This window comes from Ruegeria sp. O5 (assembly GCF_056535105.1).
The window spans coordinates 422,982-441,429 of sequence record NZ_JBQERN010000001.1; the positions used below are offsets into that span (position 1 = coordinate 422,982).

Here is an 18,448-nt window from a genome sequence, read left to right on the forward strand (position 1 = left end):
TGTTTTTACTTTGGTACCCAAGGCCGGACTCGAACCGGCACGGTATCACTACCGGGGGATTTTGAATCCCCTGCGTCTACCATTCCGCCACTTGGGCCACGGACACTGGATTAGCGCCCATCAAAGGGAAGGTCCAGAGGCAAAAATCATCCATTATTCCATTTGTTACTGCCGTGATGGTTGACGGGCCGTCAGGTGCGTGGTTTGGCTTTCCCGGGTCGAGAACGGGATTTGAGTGCTAAATGTTGCGATCGCTTTATGACTGGACAATTCGTCTGGCGGAACACCCTCATGCGCTGTGGGCGCTAGCCGTAGTGGCTTTTGTCGAAAGCTCGTTCTTTCCAATCCCCCCCGACGTTCTGATGATTCCAATGATACTAGCGCGCCCGTCGCGCGCCTGGCTGATTGCAACCGTTGCCCTGGTGGCTTCGGTTCTGGGCGGGATGCTGGGCTACGCGATTGGCGCGTTTTTCTATGAAAGCCTTGGGCAGCCCATTCTTGAATCCATGGGCAAGGCCCATGCGATGGAAGAATTCAACACCCGCTTCAACGATTTCGGGTTCTGGGCGGTACTGGCCGCCGGAGTGACGCCTTTCCCCTACAAGGTCATCACCATCATGTCCGGCTGGACAGGAATGCCGCTTGGAACATTCATCGCAACGTCGATACTGGCACGCGCGCTCAGGTTCTTCCTTGTTGCGGCCCTGCTTTGGGGCTTTGGCGAGCCGATCCGTGAATTTATCGAAAAACGCCTGGGGCTGATGTTCACCTTGTTCATCATCCTGTTGTTTGGCGGCTTCCTGGTGGTGAAATACCTATGACGAGACGTTCACAACTTATCGCACTGGCAAGTCTTGGGTCCCTGGCCCTTCTGCTGGCAGCTTTTGGCTTTCAGCATCTGGGCGGCCTTGCCCCGTGTAAAATGTGTATCTGGCAGCGTTATCCGCATGGGGTCGCAATTGCGATTGGCGTTTTGGCGCTGGCCTTGCCAAGGCTGAACATCCTTCCACTCTGTGGCGCGATGGCAGCGGCTGTCACTTCGGGCATCGGGTTCTATCACGCCGGTGTTGAGCAAGGATGGTGGGAAGGTCCGACCAGTTGCACATCCGGTAGCATTAGTGGGATGTCGAATAACGACCTGTTCGATCAGATTATGTCCGCGCCTTTGGTTCGCTGCGACGATATCCCTTGGGAAATGTTCAACATCTCAATGGCTGGATGGAATGCCATTGCCTCGGCTGTTCTGGTGCTGATCTGGCTCGCGGCGTGGCGGTCAGGCAGAGCCTAGAATTCGTCCAGTTCCGCATCCCAATACAGAAAATCGATCCAGCTTTCGTGCAAGTGATTGGGGGGAAACTTCCGACCAACATTGCGCAGTGCTTCGGCGTCAGGCTGGCGGGGTGGCTTACGCAGACTCATTCCTGCCTGACGCAGTGATTTCGACCCTTTGCGCAGATTGCACGGGCTGCACGCCGCCACAACGTTCTGCCAACTGGTCACCCCACCAGCGGCGCGTGGCACCACATGATCAAAGGTCAGATCACCGCGACTGCCACAATACTGGCACCGGAACTCGTCTCTCAGAAACAAATTAAAGCGCGTGAAGGCCACGCGCTTTCTGGGTTTTACATAGTCTTTCAAAACAACGACCGAAGGTATTCGGATCTGCGTACTCGGGCTGCGAACCACTTCATCGTATTCGGCCACGATGTCGACCCGATCCAGCCAGGCCGCCTTGATCGCCTCCTGCCAGGGCCACAGGGACAACGGGTAATAAGACAGGGGGCGATAATCGGCGTTCAAAACCAATGCCGGATGATGCTTCAATGCACCTGGCTCCCTGACAAATTCGGTCCTGAAGTCTCCGTCCATATCAGAATCGCTCCTCGCTCTGCTCTGCCCGTTTTTGACATCAGAGCGGGGAACACCCGCCCCGGCCTTAATATAACTATATATCGTGTTAATACTCTGACAAGCCCTGATTTTCCACAATATGTCGCAAACTGGGTAATGCGAATCCGTAACAGGCACATGACAGTTATCCACAGCTTGCGCGGGGTGCACTCTTCAGGGTATGCGCACGTCATGTCCTGGTTCATTCGCTTCAACAAACCTTATGATGTGCTGCCGCAGTTCACCGACCGCGACAATGCGGATACGCCGCGCAGTACACTGTCCGATTTCATCGATCTGCCCGGGGTTTATCCCGCCGGTCGACTGGACCGTGACAGCGAAGGTTTGATGCTATTGACCGACCACGGCAAGTTGCAGGCGCAGATCTCGGACCCCAAGCACAAGATGGCAAAAACCTATTGGGTTCAGGTCGAAGGTATTCCGGACGAAACCGCCCTGAAAGCGCTGCGAAACGGCGTCGAGTTGAAAGACGGCCTGACCCGTCCGGCGAAGGTGCGGCAGATCGACGAGCCAGACAACCTGTGGCCCCGCACCCCGCCAATCCGCGAACGCGAGACTGTACCAGACAGTTGGATAGAACTGTCCATACGCGAGGGCAAAAACCGTCAGGTGCGTCGAATGACGGCCGCCGTGGGCCTGCCGACCCTGCGCCTGATCCGCTGCCGCATCGGTGACTGGACATTGGACGACCTGGAACCGGGCCAGTGGGACAGCCTGCCCATGCCGTCCCTGAACTCCACACCGCAACGAAAACGCGACCGTCGACCGCGCCGGTGACATACCCTGCCCTGATCTGCTAAACTCGGGTCATGAAACTAACCCCCGGAATACCGGCCCCTTCGGCGATTCTGGAAGCGTCGCTTTATGTCGATGATCTGGACGCAGCGGAACAGTTTTACGGCGAAGTACTGGGCCTGGAACGCATTCAGCGTGTCGCCGACCGCCACGTGTTTTACCGAATTGGCGGATCGGTCCTGTTGATCTTTAACCCGGAACAGACGGAACAGCCGCCCCTGAACCCGGACATGCCTGTTCCGTCCCACGGCGCCCGTGGTGCAGGACACGTGTGTCTTGTACTGACCCGAGATGAAATCGCGGTAATGCGCAAGCACCTTTTGGACTGGAATGTCCCCGTAGATGCAGAATTCGACTGGCCCGGAGGCGCACGTTCCTTGTACGTGCGCGACCCGGCCGGAAACTCAATCGAATTTGCGGAAGCCCATCTTTGGTCTTGAACCCATACAAAACGACCGTGTTCCGCTGAACTGACCTTACTGGCTAAAGGCTCAGCTTGTCGCGCATGAAGGCCAGAGCCACACTCAGCCCGTCCGGGGCGATTCCGTGCCCGGTGCCCTTCATGACATGGGCATAGACCTCTTTGAAACCGGCGGATTGCAGGGCCTCTGCCGCTTCGGGCAAGGATTGCGGCGGGACGACGTCGTCGGCATCGCCATGCACCAGCAGTACAGGCATCCGGCTGACGGTTTCGTCTGCCAGAAGGTCCGCCTCTAGCAAACGGCCTGAGAAAGCGACAATTCCGGCCACGGGGTCTTCGCGGCGGGGCGCGACATACAGGCTCATCATCGTGCCCTGGCTGAAACCAAACAGGACAACCTGTTCTGGCAACAGGTCTTCATCCACCATCAGAGCATCCAGAAAGGCGTTGAAATCCTCGACCGCCATTTCCATGCCCCTGCGCGCCTCTTCTTCGGACGACCCGTCAATCCAGGGAATCGGAAACCACTGAAAACCATTGGGCATTCCGGGGATCTGCTCGGGCGCGTCCGGGGCCACGAACAATGTGTCGGGCAGATGTTCACCCAGCGGGTCGGCCAAACCCAGCAGATCGGCACCGTTTGCGCCATAGCCGTGCACGAACACCACAACCGAGCGCGTGTCGCCCGAAACAGGCTCTTTCCGGAGCGCATTCAAAACCCGTGTCATCTGATCCCTTCTCTTTGCTTTGCAACCCGGTAATAGGCCCACAGCACCCGCGCCGCAACCGAGCGCCAGGGCGACCAGGCCTCGGCCATCTTGCGCAGTTCTTTATCCGTTGGGCGGTTGGGCAGGTCATAAAGGATGCGCGCGGCCTCTTGCAGCGCCAGATCACCAGGTGCGATCACATCAGCGCGACCAAGCGAGAACATGGCGTATATCTCCGCAGTCCAGACGCCAATGCCTGACACTTGCGTCAGCGTGGCCACAATTTCTGCATCAGAGGCATCACGTAACGCTTTGTAATCTATACGCGCTTCTGCCAGAGCCTTTGCATAGCGGATTTTCTGACGGCTTAACCCTACGGCCCGCAGATCGTCATCCGTTGCCCACATGATCTTTCGCGGACCCGTCAATTTGGCATCTTGCAGGCGTTTCCATATTGCATTGGCCGAAGCCACGCTGACTTGTTGGCTGACAATGGCACTCAGCAGTTGCGCGAACCCGTCGGGACGGCGACGTAACGGCAATGGGCCAGTCTGTTCCATTGCATAGGCCATGCGCGGACAGCTCTGGGCCAGCCAGTCGGCCCCTTCCGCCACACAATCCGGCGTTTCGATGATGCGGCCAACGGGCATCTGTTCTCCTTGCTCGGTTGTCACTGGCACGTTAGGCGCATGTGCCGCAGATGCAACCGGCTTGTGCCGCATACACTAAGCCGATAACCATTCCGCCATGACCATGATCTCGACCCTTCCCGATGACCGTCAGGCCAAACGCAACGTTGCTGTCTTGGTGGCAGCGCAGGCCATTCTGGGCGCACAGATGCCAATGATGTTCATCGTCGGAGGGCTGGCGGGTCAGTCGCTGGCGACCAATCCCTGCCTGGCGACATTGCCCATTTCGCTGATTGTTCTGGGATCGATGCTGGCAGCCACGCCGATCTCGGCCATCATGCAAAAATGGGGGCGTCGGGTCGGGTTCCTTGTTGGCGCGACATCCGGTGCGTTGGGCGGGCTGATCGGAGCCTATGGCCTGTTTCTTGGCTCTTTCCCCGTCTTCTTGGTCGGCAGCCTGTTAACAGGCATCTACATGAGCGCCCACGGATTCTACCGGTTCGCCGCAGCGGACACCGCATCGGACGAGTTCCGCCCCAAAGCGATTTCCTATGTCATGGCTGGTGGATTGGCAGCTGCCATCATTGGCCCGCAGATCGTAAAGCTCACGTCCGAAGCCTACGTCATCCCGTTTCTGGGCACCTATCTGGCTGTCATTGGGATCAATGTACTGGGGTCCGCCCTGTTCTTCTTTCTTGATATCCCAACGCCCGCAAAACCCACCGGCACCGAGCCCAAGGGACGATCGCGACTGGAATTGCTGAAAACACCCCGCATCGCCGTGGCCATCATATGTGCCATGGTATCTTACGCGCTGATGAATCTTGTGATGACTTCGACGCCGTTGGCCGTGGTAGGTTGTGGTTACTCGGCCAATGACGCCGCTGACATCGTCACCAGCCACGTGCTTGCCATGTATGTGCCCAGTTTCTTTACGGGTCACCTGATCGCCCGGTTTGGCACCGAAAGGATTGTGGCGCTGGGTCTGGCGATTCTTGCAGCCGCTGGCCTGGTCGCTTTGCAGGGCGTAGAATTAGGGAACTTTTTCGTCGCTCTCATTCTTCTTGGTGTTGGATGGAACTTTGGCTTTATCGGCGCGACCACGATGCTGGCCGCATCGCATGAGCCGCAGGAGCGCGGCCGGATGCAGGGCCTCAACGACCTGCTGGTGTTTGGCGGAGTGACTATGGCTTCGCTGGCTTCGGGTGGATTGATGAACTGCTCGGGTGGGTCCCCGGTTGAAGGGTGGACAGCAGTCAACCTTGCCATGATTCCGTTGCTGACATTGGCAGGCGGGGCCCTGTTGTGGCTGGTTCTGCGACCGGCCGACCCGGAACGGGCCTGATCACCAGCGCCCGCTGCCCGCAGTCCACATCAGGGACAGCCGTTGCTGTATTTCTCCCGGAACAAGATCACCGGAGGCGACACGTTCGGGTCGGGCTATGGCTTGCTTTAAAATCCGTTCGGCCAACCAACCGGAATATAATGCTGGCCGTGCCTCGGCCGAAATCTCAGCCCGATGCGATCTGGCTTTTTGCAGGCGTTTCAAGGCGGTTCCGGCCAAGGCACGCACCCCTTCAAGGGTACCGTCCAAAAGCGGTATCCGCCCGCGTTGTTCCAATTCAGGAATAGCCCTCAACCAGTTCGACACCCCAACAGCATATCCAAAGTCACGCAACACAGTTTCATCAGCCGCCCCCAGCGCCTGGGCTGATGCAACAACCAATGAGCCCGTACTGTGATCGATGTAGGCGTCAAAGTGCTCCTGATCCTCGAACGGATCACGATATATATCCCAACGCCTTACAGCCACATATTCATCCAAAACACCTGCCAGATGGGGCGAAAGTACCCGTGACAAGGGTGTCACCACCTCGTGCCGCCGTACGGTAGCCCCTTCTGCAATTTCCTGTAGCGCGTCACGCCACCATTGCAGCCGCATCTCGGCGATCATTGGCTCTTGCGTCACCCAGGGCGCGCGGGCAACTTCGACGTTCAGCGCGTAAATCGGGAACAGAACTGCACGATCTGCAACCGGTGCAGCCATCGCTGCGCGGAAACGATCTGGATCAGCCCGCTGCACAAGTGCCGCGCAGGCTTTGACGTCTTGGTCAAAGACCACGCTCACTCGGCTGCTGCCTTTTTCGGATCACAGTCGCGCACCAGTTTCCACTGAATCGCATCCAGAAGCGCCTCGAAAGACGCATCGACTATATTCGCGCTGACGCCCACGGTGGACCAGCGCCGCCCCTGCCCGTCTTCGCTGTCGATGATGACACGCGTGACCGCTTCGGTGCCGCCTTGCGTAATCCGCACCTTGAAGTCGACCAGACGCATATCTGACAACACCTGTGAATACTGGCCCAGATCCTTGGCCAAGGCTTTGGCTAAGGCGTTCACCGGCCCCCTGTCGCTGCCTGACTCATCCATGGATTCGCTGACAGACAGCTTCTTTTCGCCATCCACTCTTACGACAACAACGGCCTCGGACAGGCTGACCATCTTGTTGTATTTGTTCTTACGCCGTTCAACGGTGACTTTGTAACGCTTAACCTCGAAGAACTCGGGCAATTGACCCAGCTCTTCCCGCGCCAGCAGTTCAAAACTGGCCTGAGCGGTGTCATAGGAATATCCATCCGCCTCGCGGGCCTTTATCTGGTCAAGGATGCGGCCAAGTGCGGGGTCACCTGCCTCAACACGCAAACCGGCCTCGGTCAAACGCTTGCGCAGGTTTGACTGACCAGCCTGGTTCGACATCGGAATGATGCGGGCGTTCCCGACGCTTGCGGGATCCACATGCTCATATGTCGATGGGTCCTTGAGGATCGCGCTGGCGTGCAGTCCGGCCTTATGTGCAAAAGCCGACGCCCCGACATAAGCCGCCTGCTTGCTGGGCACCCGATTCAGGACATCATCCAGCATCCGGCTGATCCGGGTCAAACCAGCCAAAGCCTCACGGCTGACACCAATATCAAACTGCGACGCATAGGGTTCCTTCAACAACAGCGTCGGGATCAAAGCGGTCAGGTTCGCATTGCCGCAACGTTCGCCCAAACCATTCAATGTACCCTGAATTTGCCGTGCACCGGCCTCAACAGCAGCCAGAGAACAGGCAACGGCATTTTCGGTATCGTTATGGGTGTGAATGCCCAGCCGATCACCGGGCAGCCCGGCTGCGATCACCTCGGATACAATCCGCCCGACCTCGGACGGCAAAGCGCCACCATTTGTGTCGCACAGGACAACCCACCGCGCGCCAGCCTCAAGCGCTGCGCGACAAACATCCACGGCATATTCCGGATTGTCCTTGTAGCCGTCAAAGAAATGTTCCGCATCAAACAGCGCTTCTCGCCCCTGCGCGACGATATGCGCGACCGAGGCGCGCACGTTTTCTGTGTTCTCTTCCAGTGAAATACCAAGCGCGTGGGTGACGTGATAATCATGCGACTTGCCGACCAGACAAACAGCCTGCGTTCCCGCATTCATCACGGCTGCCAGCACATCGTCATTCTCGGCTGATCGTCCTGCGCGTTTGGTCATGCCGAACGCCGTCAACCGGGCCGCGGTCTTTGGGGCCACCTCGAAAAACGCGCTATCGGTCGGGTTGGCACCGGGCCAACCGCCTTCGATGTAGTCCACGCCCAAAGTGTCCAGCGCCTGCGCGATCTGCACTTTTTCTGCGGTCGAAAACTGCACGCCCTGCGTTTGCTGCCCATCGCGCAGGGTTGTGTCGTAGAGGTAGAGGCGTTCCTTAGCCATCAGACCTCCTCCAGCTTGGCAGCATCAAAACCGGCGCCGGGCACCAGTTCGACACTGTCCTTGCTCATTCGAACCTCAAGCCCCGCCGCTACATATGCTGCCTTCAAGCGATCAACTTCTGAGAAGTCCTTGCTTTGCATCGCGATTTCGCGTGCCTTCGCTAAACGGTCCGCATGAGAGGTCAAATCGACAGATGCGGTATCTGCCCAGTCGCTCATCTCAGGTAAAAGCAAACCCAGCAGTTGCGCACTGGCCAGCAGACCTGCGGCGTCACCGTCTGAAGCCAGACGATAAAGCTCGCTCATGGCACCTGCCGTATTCAGATCGTCACTTAGTGCTGCGATGACTTCAGGTGCCGCGTTGGCTGCGGGCTCGATGCCCGCTGTCAGCGCCCGCCACTTGCGCAGCGTCGCCTCGGCCTCACGCGCCTTCTTTTCGGTCCAATCCATTGGCTTGCGATAATGCGTCTGCAGAAAGACGAAGCGGATTACCTCGCCCGGCACACCCTGCTCCAACAGATCATGCACGGTAAAGAAATTGCCCAGCGATTTGGACATCTTCTTGCCCTCAACCTGCAACATCTCGTTGTGCATCCACATCCGCGCAAACTCCCCATGCGGGTGAGCGCATTTGCTCTGGGCGATCTCGTTCTCATGATGCGGGAACATCAGGTCATTGCCACCCCCGTGGATATCAAAGCTCTCGCCCAGCAGTTCATAGCTCATGGCCGAGCATTCGATGTGCCAGCCCGGACGTCCCCGGCCCCACGGGCTGTCCCAGCCCGGCAGATCATCAGTCGAAGGCTTCCACAACACGAAGTCCATCGGGTTTTTCTTGTATGGCGCGACCTCGACCCGCGCACCTGCGATCATGTCATCGACCGACCGGCCAGACAGTTTGCCATAACTTTCTTTCCAGCTGTCGACCGCGAACAGAACATGACCTTCGGCGGCATAGGCGTGACCCTTGGCAATCAGGTCTTCGATCATCGCGATCATCTGGGCGATATACTGGGTCGCGCGTGGCATCTGGTTGGGTTCCAACGCTCCCAACGCGCCCATGTCGTGCAAGTACCAATCGATGGTCTCGTCCGACCGCTCCTGCACCAGTTGCTCAAGCGTGCCTTCTGCGCCCGCCTGTTTGCGCGCCAATGCCGTTGCGTTGATCTTGTCGTCCACGTCGGTGAAGTTGCGCACATAGGTCACGTGATCTGCGCCGTAGACGTGACGCAACAGGCGGTAGAGCACATCGAACACAACCACCGGGCGGGCATTACCCAAATGGGCACGATCATAGACCGTTGGGCCACAGACATACATCCGCACATTTTCAGGGTCGATCGGAACGAAATCTTCCTTCGTCCGCGTCCGTGTGTTGTGCAGCTTGATCGTCGTCATCGGTCGGGCTCCTAAGAAACAGCAAAGACTTGCGCGTTGGCGCGGGCTTAGCAACTTGTCTCAGGGATGAAAACGAAAGAAACCGGCCCGCTTGATAAATCAGCAGGTAATGCAGCAGATAATAATGGTGCAGGTCACCGGGTTCATGGGACATCGGTTAGCATGGGATCATTCCCAAGCCAAGTGTTGAGTTTGCCATCCCCGTTCGGCACAGTGCCGAACATGGACCGAGATTTCGTCAATTCCATCTGCAAAACGCTGCCCGGCGCTGAACTGTCCGATCCCTGGGGCGGTGGCCATGACGCCTGGAAAATTGGTGGCAAAATGTTCGCCTGTATCGGGATCGCAAATGACGGTGTTTCCGTAAAAACGCCCGATATCGAAACGGCGCAGATGCTGATAGACACTGGGATCGGCATAAAAGCCCCCTATTTCCACCGCAGCTGGGTGCGTCTTCCGTTTGACACCGGTGCAGACGAAATGCGCCATCGTTTGACTGTGTCCTATGACCTTGTCCGCGCATCATTGACCAAAAAACTTCAGGCCTCGATAGCGCCGCGAAGCTGATTGACAAACGCCTGCCGCTCTGTCCCATTCAGCGCAGAGTAACCGGGGCCCTTGTCATGGAATTGTCCAAGCGCATCACGCAGATCACCGGCGGCAGCGACGGGTGGGAGGTGTTCAATCGGGCGCGACGGATGCTGAATGAAGGGCATGCTGTGACAGAATTGACAATCGGCGAGCATGACGTTCGTACCGACTCGTCGATCCTGCACGCTATGGACCTGTCGGCCCGCAACGGTCACACCGGTTATGCCACGGTGCCCGGAACAGATTTGCTGCGCGATACGGTTGCTGCCCGGGTTCAGTCGCGCACAGGTATCCCAACGACGCGTAACAATGTACTGATCACGCCCGGTGGGCAGTCCGCCCTTTTCGCCGCGCATATGGCGGTGTGCGATCCCGGCGACACCGGGCTGTATCTGGACCCGTATTATGCCACCTACCCCGGAACGATTCGCGGTGCCGGGGCCATTGCCCGCGCTGTTCGAACCACCGCAGAAGATGCATTTCAACCGCGCGCAGACTTGATTGATGCGGCGGCGGAAGGCGCGGTTTCGCTGTTGATCAACACACCGAACAACCCGACCGGAGTGGTGTATTCCCATCAGTCACTTGAAGCCATTGCCGATGTTTGCCAACGCCGTGACCTGTGGCTGATATCAGACGAAGTCTATGACACCCAGATCTGGGAGGGCGAGCACCTGTCCGCCCGCGCGCTGCCCGGAATGGCCGATCGTACCTTGGTGGTTGGATCAATGTCCAAATCACATGCCATGACCGGGTCCCGATGCGGGTGGATCGTTGGTCCGGAATACGTGATCCGCCACCTGATAGATCTGGCTACTCATACAACTTATGGCGTTCCGGGGTTCATTCAGGACGCGGCCAGCTTTGCACTGACCGCAGGACAGGAACTTGAAAACAAGATCGCCGCGCCATTCCGTCGCCGCCGTTCATTGGCGATAGACGTATTGGCGGCACAGAACACAGTGGGGCTCATCCCGGCGCAGGGTTCTATGTATCTGATGCTGGATATACGGGCGACCGGGCTGACGGGCGAAGGGTTTGCGAACGCCCTGCTGGACACTCATGCGATTGCCGTCATGCCGGGCGAAAGCTTTGGCAAAGCCGCAGCGGGGCACATTCGGGTTGCCATGACCGTGGATGATGAGAAATTTGTCAGTGCCTTGAGAACCCTGTGCATGTATTCAGCGCAGCTCGCCAAGCGACACGCGGCTGAATAGCCGCATCTAAAACCGAAATGTCGTACGCAGGTTGAAAACATTGGTGTCCAGACTGCCGCTGGATCGGGTGACATCGTCGAAATTCTGCCGCAGCGCTTCACCGCTGATAACGAAATTCTCGCCAATCGGATAGGCCAATCCGATTCCGTAAACCGCTGCCGTGTCACTGTCGACCGACGTATCAGCCCGCGCCGCGCCTACGACCACGTATCCCAGAGCGTTACCGAATTCATATCCGCCACGCAGTTTCAAGCTGGTCATGCTGTCGAGACTGCCCTGAGACTGGCCAAGGTTCAGGGACAGCCGGTTGTATTCCAACTCACCGCCCAGAACGAAATTCCCAAAGTCCTTATCATAGCCCAGATGCGCACCAAAGGCCGTATCATCGCCATTCGCACCGCCCGGACCGTCGGCATCTGCAAATCCAAAACTGAAGCCTGCATACCCGCCAGTCCAATCCTCAGCCGCAACAGGGCTAGCTCCGGCGATCAATATCGCAACAACAAGGACGGAAAAAGGGTTCATAGTCGGGCTCAATGCAACACCGCTCTGGTTTCGATCAGAGGCATGACTTCAATTCAATCTGTGACCTGCTGGTCATAATTCAACTCCGCTCAGCAGACCTTGGAAGTAAGTGAATGCAGTATAACAGATTTCTTCCAAAACGGGTGAAAATCTCGGCGTTTGGTTCTTTGACCCCAAAAGCCCTAAGAATTGTTCATGTGAATAATTATCAAAGGTCGCAAATAGAACAGATTGTGTCGCCGCGTTTTGGAATGGTCGCGCAAGACGTTGAGGGGCAAAATGGCAGACGACGACTGGAAAATCAGCCTGATCAGCCGCACCATTGGGGCAGATCGCGGCCGTGCCGCACGGGGACGGCCGTAAAGGTGTGCTTGCTGACACCTTAAGACATCACTCAACGACCGGATTCTTGAAATGAACGACCAACCCCGCAATTCATCGCGCAGTGGCGGCCGCGCCGCGCGCCGTGCTGCCCGTGCAACCGCACTGCCCGAGCACCTGCGACCTGTCCGCCCCGGAATGGAAGGCGGCGTCCTGAATGTACTGACACAGGCGCAGATCGAACGCATCCACGAAGCAGCACTGACCGCGCTTGAAACCATTGGCCTGGCGGACGCCCCGCAAAGTGGCATTGACTATCTGGTCGGTGCAGGCTGCACCTTGGGCGACGATGGCCGTATCCGTTTCCCGCGTGCCCTTGTCGAGGACACGATTGCTAAGGCGAACCGCTCGGTCACTTTGTACAGCCGGGATGGAAACACCGATCTGGAATTGTCCGGCACCAAAGTGCACTACGGTACGGCCGGAGCCGCCGTGTCCATGGTTGACGTGCACGGTCGGGAATATCGTCATTCCACCGTGCAAGATCTGCACGATGCCGCACGTATCTGCCAGCAGCTTGATAACATTCACTTTGTGCAACGGCCAATGGTTTGTCGTGACATCGCCGACAACCTCGAAATGGACCTCAACACGATTTACGCCTGCTGTTCGGGGTCCTTCAAACATGTCGGGACATCCTTCACCGAGCCAAGCCACGTCGCTCCGGCGATGGAGATGATCTATATGATTGCGGGCGGTGAAGACAATTTTCGCGAGCGGCCCTTCGTTTCGAATTCGAATTGCTTTGTTGTTCCTCCAATGAAATTCGCGACAGAAAGCTGCGAAGTGATGGAAGCATGCATCAAGGCCGGAATGCCAGTCTTGCTGCTATCTGCCGGTATGGCCGGAGCCACAGCGCCGTCAACCATCGCCGGTGCGATCACGCAAGCAACTGCGGAATGCCTTGCGGGATTGGTTTATGTTAATGCCGTAAGTCCCGGTGCTCCGGCGATTTTTGGCACCTGGCCATTTGGTCTGGACCTGCGGACCGGTGCCATGTCGATTGGTTCAGGGGAACAGGCCCTTCTGACTGCCGGATGTGCCCAGATGCACCGATTCTATGACTTGCCGGGCGGTGCTGCGGCTGGCGCATCGGATTCGAAACTGCCCGATATGCAGGCCGGCTGGGAACAGATGTGTTCGAATGTCATGGCAGGTCTGTCCGGTCTGAACATGGTATATGAGGCGGCCGGGATGCATGCCTCGTTGCTGGGGTTCTGCCTGGAAAGCCTGATCCTCAGCGACGATCTGATCGGACAGGCGCAACGCTGTGTACGTGGAATCGAAGTGACGGATGACACGCTAGCACTGGATCAAATGGCGGCGGTCTGCATGGGCGGCCCAGGCCACTATCTGGGGACTGACGCAACGCTTAGCCGGATGCAGTCAGATTACGTCTATCCGACGTTCGGAGATCGCTCCTCGCCGAAAGAGTGGGTGGAGCTAGGCAAGCCCGATCTGGTGGAAAAAGCCGTGGCAAGGAAAGAGGAAATCCTTTCCACCCCTTCCCCTGCAAGGTTCGACCCGGTTCTGGACGCCGAACTTCGGAAAAAATTCAAAATCCATCTTCCCGCCTAAGGTGATGGAAAAGGCGGCCCGAAATGGATCGGGCCGCCTGTTCACTCGATGCCTACCCGTCGCTGGGCGGCAGCAATCCTGCCTCCTGCGCGATCGCGACCTCGTCTGCATCCAACGCTCCGTCACCATTGGCATCCATGGCCGAGAAAGTGTCAGCGTTGATTTCCGGTACGACTGCCTGAATTTCCTCGATGGTCAAAAGACCATCACCGTTGGTATCGGCTGAGGATTGGGCCGAAGCAACGCCGGGCAAGCCCAGAACGGCCACGGAAAGCCCGATCAAATAATGCGATTTCATTTCAGTGCCTCCTGAAAGGTGTGTTTGTGTTTACGTCCGGACAGCGCCCAGAAGCACATGGACACCCCGGCGCGTCACGCGCTTTGGTAGAGTTTCGTGATTTCACGCCAATCTTCGCGTGTTTACCCGAGTCGGGTTTGCGGCCCTCCGCCTGAAGAAGGCGGCAAAACCTGTATCGGCGGCTCTTGCCCGACACGACCACCTCAATCCGGCAATGTGGCGCTTATTCGGGACGACTCGGCGGGTAAAAAGAAAGGGGGCCGAAGCCCCCTGACAGTTTCGCCTTCCAGGCTCATTTCGTTGACCGCCCGGTGTTTTTTTGCCTGCGGCCTGGACTGCGCATGGGGCGAGCGCACCCGCCCCGTGAAAGAGTGGGAGGGAGCAAATATTCCGCCCCACCCTGTTCCCGGCCAACACGGGCATGTCGGCCGAGTGGAGAATGGTCAGTCGGTAAGTCTCAGACCTGTTCTCCGTATTCGTCGGGGTCGGTTACTTAGGGCAGCGTCCGACCCCTACGCCCCGGGGTGCCGGGGCGTTATAGTCAGCTACACCCGCTTGTCGCGCCGCAGGTGTTGCACTTCATGCAAGTGCCGTTACGCACCAGCGTGTAGTTTCCGCATTCGCCACAGGGGTCGCCCTCATAGCCCTGCATCTTGGCTTTGGTGCGGGCGTCCATTCCGGTTGCCACTGCCGTTTCGGTGGCAGGCGCTTCGAACACAGTTGCTGTTTCCGACATTCCGGCCACTTCGCCATAACTGCTGTTGAACACCATCAAATCCTGCGGCAGACGCTTGCGCAGATACCCGGTCGAGCTGATTTGCTTCAACACTTCCAACGACTTGGACGCCGCAGTTTCACTGATTTCCGAGACGTTAGAAACGCCTTCCTCTTCACCGCGGCCCAGATCATCAAAGGTCGCGCCTTCGGGTTTCACATGAGCCAGATCGGTACGGTCCAGATAGGACACGGCCAATTCGCGGAAGATGTAATCCAGGATCGAGGTCGCGTTCTTGATCGAGTCGTTGCCCTGCACCATCCCTGCCGGTTCGAACTTGGTAAAGGTGAAGGCGTCGACAAACTCCTCCAGCGGCACGCCATATTGCAGCCCGACCGACACGGCGATGGCAAAGTTGTTCATCATCGCCCGGAAGCCAGCGCCTTCCTTGTGCATGTCGATGAAAATCTCGCCCAATTGACCGTCTTCAAACTCACCTGTGCGCAGGTACACTTTGTGGCCGCCAACGATGGCCTTCTGAGTATACCCCTTGCGGCGATGTGGCAGTTTCTCGCGATGGCTGCGGATCATTTCCTTGACCACAACCTTCTCGATCACCTTCTCCGCCAGAACGACGGCTTTTTCTTGAGCAGAGCCGCTTTCCAGCACTTCGGCCGCCTCGTCGTCGTCCTCGACCAGCGCCGCCGCCAGAGGTTGCGATAGCTTCGAGCCGTCGCGGTACAGCGCGTTGGCCTTCACACCTAGCGACCAGCTGAGTTCATAGGCTTTCTGGCAATCCTCAATGGTCGCGTCATTCGGCATGTTGATCGTTTTCGAAATCGCGCCCGAGATGAAGCTCTGTGCCGCAGCCATCATGGTGATGTGGCTGTCAACCCCAAGGAAACGCTTGCCTTTTTTCCCGCACGGGTTGGCGCAGTCGAAGATCGGGTAGTGTTCTTCCTTCAGATGTGGCGCGCCTTCCAGCGTCATGGTTCCGCAGACGTGGTCGTTGGCCGCGTCGATATCCGCGCGGGTGAACCCTAGATGCCGCAGCAGATCAAACGTTGGGTCATTCAGCTTTGTCGCCGGAATACCCAGAACGCCGGTGCAGAAATCTTCACCCAAGGTCCACTGGTTGAAGACGAACCGGATGTCAAAGGCGCTTTCCAGCGCGGCGTCCACCTTGGCCAGCTCATTCGGGCCAAAGCCATGACCGGTCAGCGAGGTGTGGTTAATCCCCGGCGCGTTGCCGATGGTGCCGTGGCCGACCGCATAGGATACAATCTCTTCGATCTGCGACGAGGAATAGCCAAGCTTTTCCAGCGCAGAAGGTACCGAGCGGTTGATGATCTTGAAGTAACCGCCGCCTGCCAGCTTCTTGAACTTCACCAGCGCAAAATCGGGCTCGATTCCCGTGGTGTCGCAGTCCATCACCAGACCGATGGTGCCGGTGGGGGCAATCACAGTGGCCTGTGCGTTGCGGTAACCGTTCTGCTCGCCAAGGCTCAGCGCCTCATCCCACGCCGACATGGCCAGATCGACCAAACGCTTGTCGGGGCAGTTACCATGGTCCAGAGGCACCGGCTTGACGGCCAGCTTCTCATACCCCTCGGTCACACCCTGCGCCGCGCGGCGATGGTTGCGGATAACGCGCAGCATATGGTCGGCATTGCGCTTGTATCCCTTGAACGGGCCAAGTTCACCGGCAATTTCAGCTGAAGTGGCATATGCCACACCGGTCATGATCGCGGTCAGGGCACCGCAGATCGCCCGGCCCTCGTCCGAGTCATAGCTGTAGCCCATGTTCATCAGCAGGCCGCCAATGTTTGCGTAACCCAGGCCCAGAGTGCGGAAGTCGTACGACAGCTGCGCGATTTCCTTTGACGGGAATTGCGCCATGGTTACCGAGATTTCCAGCGTCAGGGTCCAAAGGCGTGAGGCATGCATGTAATCGGCTGCCTTGAACTCACCATCCTTGAGGAAGGTCAGCAGGTTCATCGAGGCCAGGTTACAGGCCGTGTCATCCAGGAACATGTATTCCGAACACGGATTCGATCCGCGAATTTCACCATCTTCGGGGCATGTGTGCCATTCGTTGACAGTGTCGTGGAACTGGATACCCGGATCAGCACAGGCCCATGCAGCGTGGCCGACTTTCTCCCACAGGTCCCTCGCCTTAACCGTCTTAGCAACCTTGCCATCGGTGCGGTTGATCAGCTCCCAATCGGCGTCTTTCTCAACAGCGGTCAGAAACGCATTGGTGACGCGGATGGAGTTGTTCGAGTTCTGGCCCGAAACCGAGCTATAGGCTTCCGAGTCCCAGTCCGTGTCATATGTCGGGAATTCGATGCTGTCGTGACCCTGCTTGGCATAATCCAGCACACGCTTTACGTAAGCCTCTGGTATTGCTACCTTTTTCGCCTCGCGGATCGCCTTTTTCAACGCTTCGTTCTTGTTGGGATCATAGGCATCCTCGGCAGCACCGTCCCAAGAGCGAATGGCCTCGAAAATACCGTTCAGCATCTTCTCGTGCATCTTCGATCCGGCAACGATCGAGGCCACTTTCTGCTCTTCGATTACCTTCCATTCGATGAATTGTTCGATATCGGGGTGATCCGCATCGACAATAACCATCTTTGCTGCCCGACGGGTTGTCCCGCCTGATTTGATCGCGCCGGCGGCGCGGTCGCCGATCTTGAGAAAGCCCATCAGGCCCGAGGATTTGCCGCCACCTGACAGTGCCTCGCCTTCCGCACGCAGATGGCTGAAGTTGGTCCCGGTGCCCGAGCCGTATTTGAACAACCGTGCTTCGCGCACCCACAGATCCATGATGCCGCCTTCGTTCACCAGATCATCATCGACGGACTGGATGAAGCAGGCATGTGGCTGCGGATGTTCGTAGGCGGATTTGGATTTGGTCAGTTTGCCGGTCTTGTAGTCGACATAGTGGTGCCCTTGCGCCGGACCGTCGATTCCATAAGCCCAGTGCAGGCCAGTATTGAACCATTGCGGGCTGTTTGGGGCGGCGCGCTGAGTCGCCAGCATGTACCGCATTTCGTCGAAATAGGCGCGTGCATCCTCTTCGGTCGAAAAGTAGCCACCTTTCCACCCCCAGTATGCCCACGCACCGGCCAGCCGGTCAAAGACCTGCTTGGAGGAAATTTCGCCTTCGAATTCAGCATCTTCAGCGGGAACCGACCGCCACAGGAATTCAGGAACGTCTTTTTCCTTAACTTTGGTCAGTTTGGACGGGACACCAGCCTTGCGAAAGTACTTCTGGGCAATCACATCGCTTGCCACCTGCGACCAGGTTGACGGAACTTCGATCCCTTCCAGGCGGAACACAATGGTTCCATCGGGGTTTCGGATTTCAGATGTCGCAGACACAAAATCCAGTTCCGAATAGGCATCCTGATCTGGTTTGGTGAATTTTCTTTCAATCTTCATGTCCGCAGCCCTAGTTAAATTCCGCTTAATTTTCGGTTCACGGCACTACATTTTGAGTTGCGGAGCACCACCCG

The 18,448-nt window shown here is 57.6% G+C and carries 17 protein-coding genes and 1 tRNA gene; 8 read left to right on the forward strand and 10 right to left on the reverse strand.

Annotated elements, in window-relative coordinates; genetic code table 11:
- Positions 1-11 precede the first annotated feature (11 nt).
- Positions 12-97 (reverse strand) — tRNA-Leu (locus ACR0M3_RS02090).
- A 145-nt stretch (positions 98-242) separates the two neighbouring features.
- Between ACR0M3_RS02090 and ACR0M3_RS02095 the strand changes: the two genes are divergently transcribed.
- Together ACR0M3_RS02095 and ACR0M3_RS02100 are read left to right on the forward strand one after the other, a co-directional pair.
- Positions 243-821, forward strand: a complete 579-nt coding sequence (locus ACR0M3_RS02095) for a YqaA family protein (protein WP_209503842.1) — start codon at positions 243-245, stop codon at positions 819-821.
- Complete coding sequence (locus ACR0M3_RS02100; RefSeq protein ID WP_480909492.1) at positions 818-1,288, forward strand: disulfide bond formation protein B; 471 nt, start codon at positions 818-820, stop codon at positions 1,286-1,288. Before ACR0M3_RS02095 ends, ACR0M3_RS02100 begins: the two co-directional genes overlap by 4 nt.
- On the opposite strand, the gene ACR0M3_RS02105 is transcribed toward ACR0M3_RS02100, so the two are convergent.
- Positions 1,285-1,872, reverse strand: coding sequence for an HNH endonuclease (locus tag ACR0M3_RS02105; protein ID WP_209503840.1), 588 nt, complete (start codon positions 1,870-1,872; stop codon positions 1,285-1,287). The genes ACR0M3_RS02100 and ACR0M3_RS02105 overlap by 4 nt on opposite strands.
- 213 nt (positions 1,873-2,085) lie before the next feature.
- Here ACR0M3_RS02105 and ACR0M3_RS02110 point away from each other — a divergent pair, with 213 nt between their 5' ends.
- Together ACR0M3_RS02110 and ACR0M3_RS02115 are read left to right on the forward strand one after the other, a co-directional pair.
- The gene (locus ACR0M3_RS02110) at positions 2,086-2,691 is read left to right on the forward strand and encodes an rRNA large subunit pseudouridine synthase E (RefSeq protein ID WP_480557910.1); all 606 of its coding nucleotides are present in this window, start codon (positions 2,086-2,088) and stop codon (positions 2,689-2,691) included.
- 32 nt (positions 2,692-2,723) lie between these two features.
- Entirely contained in the window at positions 2,724-3,149 is a 426-nt protein-coding gene (locus ACR0M3_RS02115; RefSeq protein WP_480564639.1) for a VOC family protein, read from the forward strand.
- Between the two features lie 43 nt (positions 3,150-3,192).
- Here the strand turns inward: ACR0M3_RS02115 and ACR0M3_RS02120 are convergent, their stop codons facing one another.
- Positions 3,193-3,858 (reverse strand): alpha/beta hydrolase, encoded by a 666-nt coding sequence (locus ACR0M3_RS02120; protein WP_267364470.1) that lies wholly within the window; start codon positions 3,856-3,858, stop codon positions 3,193-3,195.
- Positions 3,855-4,487 carry a DNA-3-methyladenine glycosylase family protein gene (locus tag ACR0M3_RS02125; RefSeq protein ID WP_480564636.1) on the reverse strand — a complete coding sequence of 211 codons (633 nt, stop codon included), beginning with the start codon at positions 4,485-4,487 and terminating at the stop codon, positions 3,855-3,857. The genes ACR0M3_RS02120 and ACR0M3_RS02125 overlap by 4 nt, the downstream gene beginning before the upstream one ends.
- Before the next feature lie 97 nt (positions 4,488-4,584).
- Between ACR0M3_RS02125 and ACR0M3_RS02130 the strand changes: the two genes are divergently transcribed.
- Positions 4,585-5,811 (forward strand): MFS transporter, encoded by a 1,227-nt coding sequence (locus ACR0M3_RS02130; RefSeq protein ID WP_480909495.1) that lies wholly within the window; start codon positions 4,585-4,587, stop codon positions 5,809-5,811.
- On the opposite strand, the gene ACR0M3_RS02135 is transcribed toward ACR0M3_RS02130, so the two are convergent.
- The 3 genes from ACR0M3_RS02135 to cysS are packed head-to-tail and all read right to left on the reverse strand — an operon-like array spanning position 5,812 to position 9,622.
- Entirely contained in the window at positions 5,812-6,588 is a 777-nt protein-coding gene (locus ACR0M3_RS02135; RefSeq protein ID WP_480909843.1) for a squalene/phytoene synthase family protein, read from the reverse strand.
- A gap of 2 nt (positions 6,589-6,590) precedes the next feature.
- Complete coding sequence (gene cimA, locus ACR0M3_RS02140; RefSeq protein WP_480472933.1) at positions 6,591-8,225, reverse strand: citramalate synthase; 1,635 nt, start codon at positions 8,223-8,225, stop codon at positions 6,591-6,593.
- Positions 8,225-9,622 (reverse strand): cysteine--tRNA ligase, encoded by a 1,398-nt coding sequence (gene cysS, locus ACR0M3_RS02145; RefSeq protein ID WP_480909498.1) that lies wholly within the window; start codon positions 9,620-9,622, stop codon positions 8,225-8,227. The genes cimA and cysS overlap by 1 nt, the downstream gene beginning before the upstream one ends.
- Before the next feature lie 222 nt (positions 9,623-9,844).
- On the opposite strand from cysS, the gene ACR0M3_RS02150 reads away from it, so the two are divergent.
- Together ACR0M3_RS02150 and ACR0M3_RS02155 are read left to right on the forward strand one after the other, a co-directional pair.
- A complete protein-coding gene (locus ACR0M3_RS02150; protein WP_480564624.1) occupies positions 9,845-10,189 on the forward strand; it encodes an MmcQ/YjbR family DNA-binding protein in 345 nt (114 codons plus the stop codon).
- Positions 10,190-10,245: 56 nt separating this feature from the next.
- The gene (locus tag ACR0M3_RS02155) at positions 10,246-11,430 is read left to right on the forward strand and encodes a pyridoxal phosphate-dependent aminotransferase (RefSeq protein WP_480909500.1); all 1,185 of its coding nucleotides are present in this window, start codon (positions 10,246-10,248) and stop codon (positions 11,428-11,430) included.
- Positions 11,431-11,436: 6 nt separating this feature from the next.
- Here the strand turns inward: ACR0M3_RS02155 and ACR0M3_RS02160 are convergent, their stop codons facing one another.
- Entirely contained in the window at positions 11,437-11,955 is a 519-nt protein-coding gene (locus ACR0M3_RS02160; RefSeq protein WP_480909502.1) for an outer membrane protein, read from the reverse strand.
- 414 nt (positions 11,956-12,369) lie between these two features.
- On the opposite strand from ACR0M3_RS02160, the gene ACR0M3_RS02165 reads away from it, so the two are divergent.
- Entirely contained in the window at positions 12,370-13,914 is a 1,545-nt protein-coding gene (locus ACR0M3_RS02165; protein ID WP_480909504.1) for a trimethylamine methyltransferase family protein, read from the forward strand.
- Between the two features lie 52 nt (positions 13,915-13,966).
- Here ACR0M3_RS02165 and ACR0M3_RS02170 read toward each other — a convergent pair whose 3' ends face one another.
- Together ACR0M3_RS02170 and ACR0M3_RS02175 are read right to left on the reverse strand one after the other, a co-directional pair.
- Positions 13,967-14,212 carry an EF-hand domain-containing protein gene (locus ACR0M3_RS02170; protein ID WP_480472945.1) on the reverse strand — a complete coding sequence of 82 codons (246 nt, stop codon included), beginning with the start codon at positions 14,210-14,212 and terminating at the stop codon, positions 13,967-13,969.
- Between the two features lie 541 nt (positions 14,213-14,753).
- The gene (locus ACR0M3_RS02175; RefSeq protein WP_480909507.1) at positions 14,754-18,374 is read right to left on the reverse strand and encodes a vitamin B12-dependent ribonucleotide reductase; all 3,621 of its coding nucleotides are present in this window, start codon (positions 18,372-18,374) and stop codon (positions 14,754-14,756) included.
- Between the last annotated feature and the right edge of the window lie 74 nt (positions 18,375-18,448).

Coding starts and splice junctions, on each gene's coding strand:
- ACR0M3_RS02095 (WP_209503842.1), top strand. CDS start 243: ATGTTGCGATCGCTTTATGACTGGACAATTCGTCTGGCGGAACACCCT.
- ACR0M3_RS02100 (WP_480909492.1), top strand. CDS start 818: ATGACGAGACGTTCACAACTTATCGCACTGGCAAGTCTTGGGTCCCTG.
- ACR0M3_RS02105 (WP_209503840.1), bottom strand. CDS start 1,872: ATGGACGGAGACTTCAGGACCGAATTTGTCAGGGAGCCAGGTGCATTG.
- ACR0M3_RS02110 (WP_480557910.1), top strand. CDS start 2,086: ATGTCCTGGTTCATTCGCTTCAACAAACCTTATGATGTGCTGCCGCAG.
- ACR0M3_RS02115 (WP_480564639.1), top strand. CDS start 2,724: ATGAAACTAACCCCCGGAATACCGGCCCCTTCGGCGATTCTGGAAGCG.
- ACR0M3_RS02120 (WP_267364470.1), bottom strand. CDS start 3,858: ATGACACGGGTTTTGAATGCGCTCCGGAAAGAGCCTGTTTCGGGCGAC.
- ACR0M3_RS02125 (WP_480564636.1), bottom strand. CDS start 4,487: ATGCCCGTTGGCCGCATCATCGAAACGCCGGATTGTGTGGCGGAAGGG.
- ACR0M3_RS02130 (WP_480909495.1), top strand. CDS start 4,585: ATGACCATGATCTCGACCCTTCCCGATGACCGTCAGGCCAAACGCAAC.
- cimA (WP_480472933.1), bottom strand. CDS start 8,225: ATGGCTAAGGAACGCCTCTACCTCTACGACACAACCCTGCGCGATGGG.
- cysS (WP_480909498.1), bottom strand. CDS start 9,622: ATGACGACGATCAAGCTGCACAACACACGGACGCGGACGAAGGAAGAT.
- ACR0M3_RS02150 (WP_480564624.1), top strand. CDS start 9,845: ATGGACCGAGATTTCGTCAATTCCATCTGCAAAACGCTGCCCGGCGCT.
- ACR0M3_RS02155 (WP_480909500.1), top strand. CDS start 10,246: ATGGAATTGTCCAAGCGCATCACGCAGATCACCGGCGGCAGCGACGGG.
- ACR0M3_RS02160 (WP_480909502.1), bottom strand. CDS start 11,955: ATGAACCCTTTTTCCGTCCTTGTTGTTGCGATATTGATCGCCGGAGCT.
- ACR0M3_RS02165 (WP_480909504.1), top strand. CDS start 12,370: ATGAACGACCAACCCCGCAATTCATCGCGCAGTGGCGGCCGCGCCGCG.
- ACR0M3_RS02170 (WP_480472945.1), bottom strand. CDS start 14,212: ATGAAATCGCATTATTTGATCGGGCTTTCCGTGGCCGTTCTGGGCTTG.
- ACR0M3_RS02175 (WP_480909507.1), bottom strand. CDS start 18,374: ATGAAGATTGAAAGAAAATTCACCAAACCAGATCAGGATGCCTATTCG.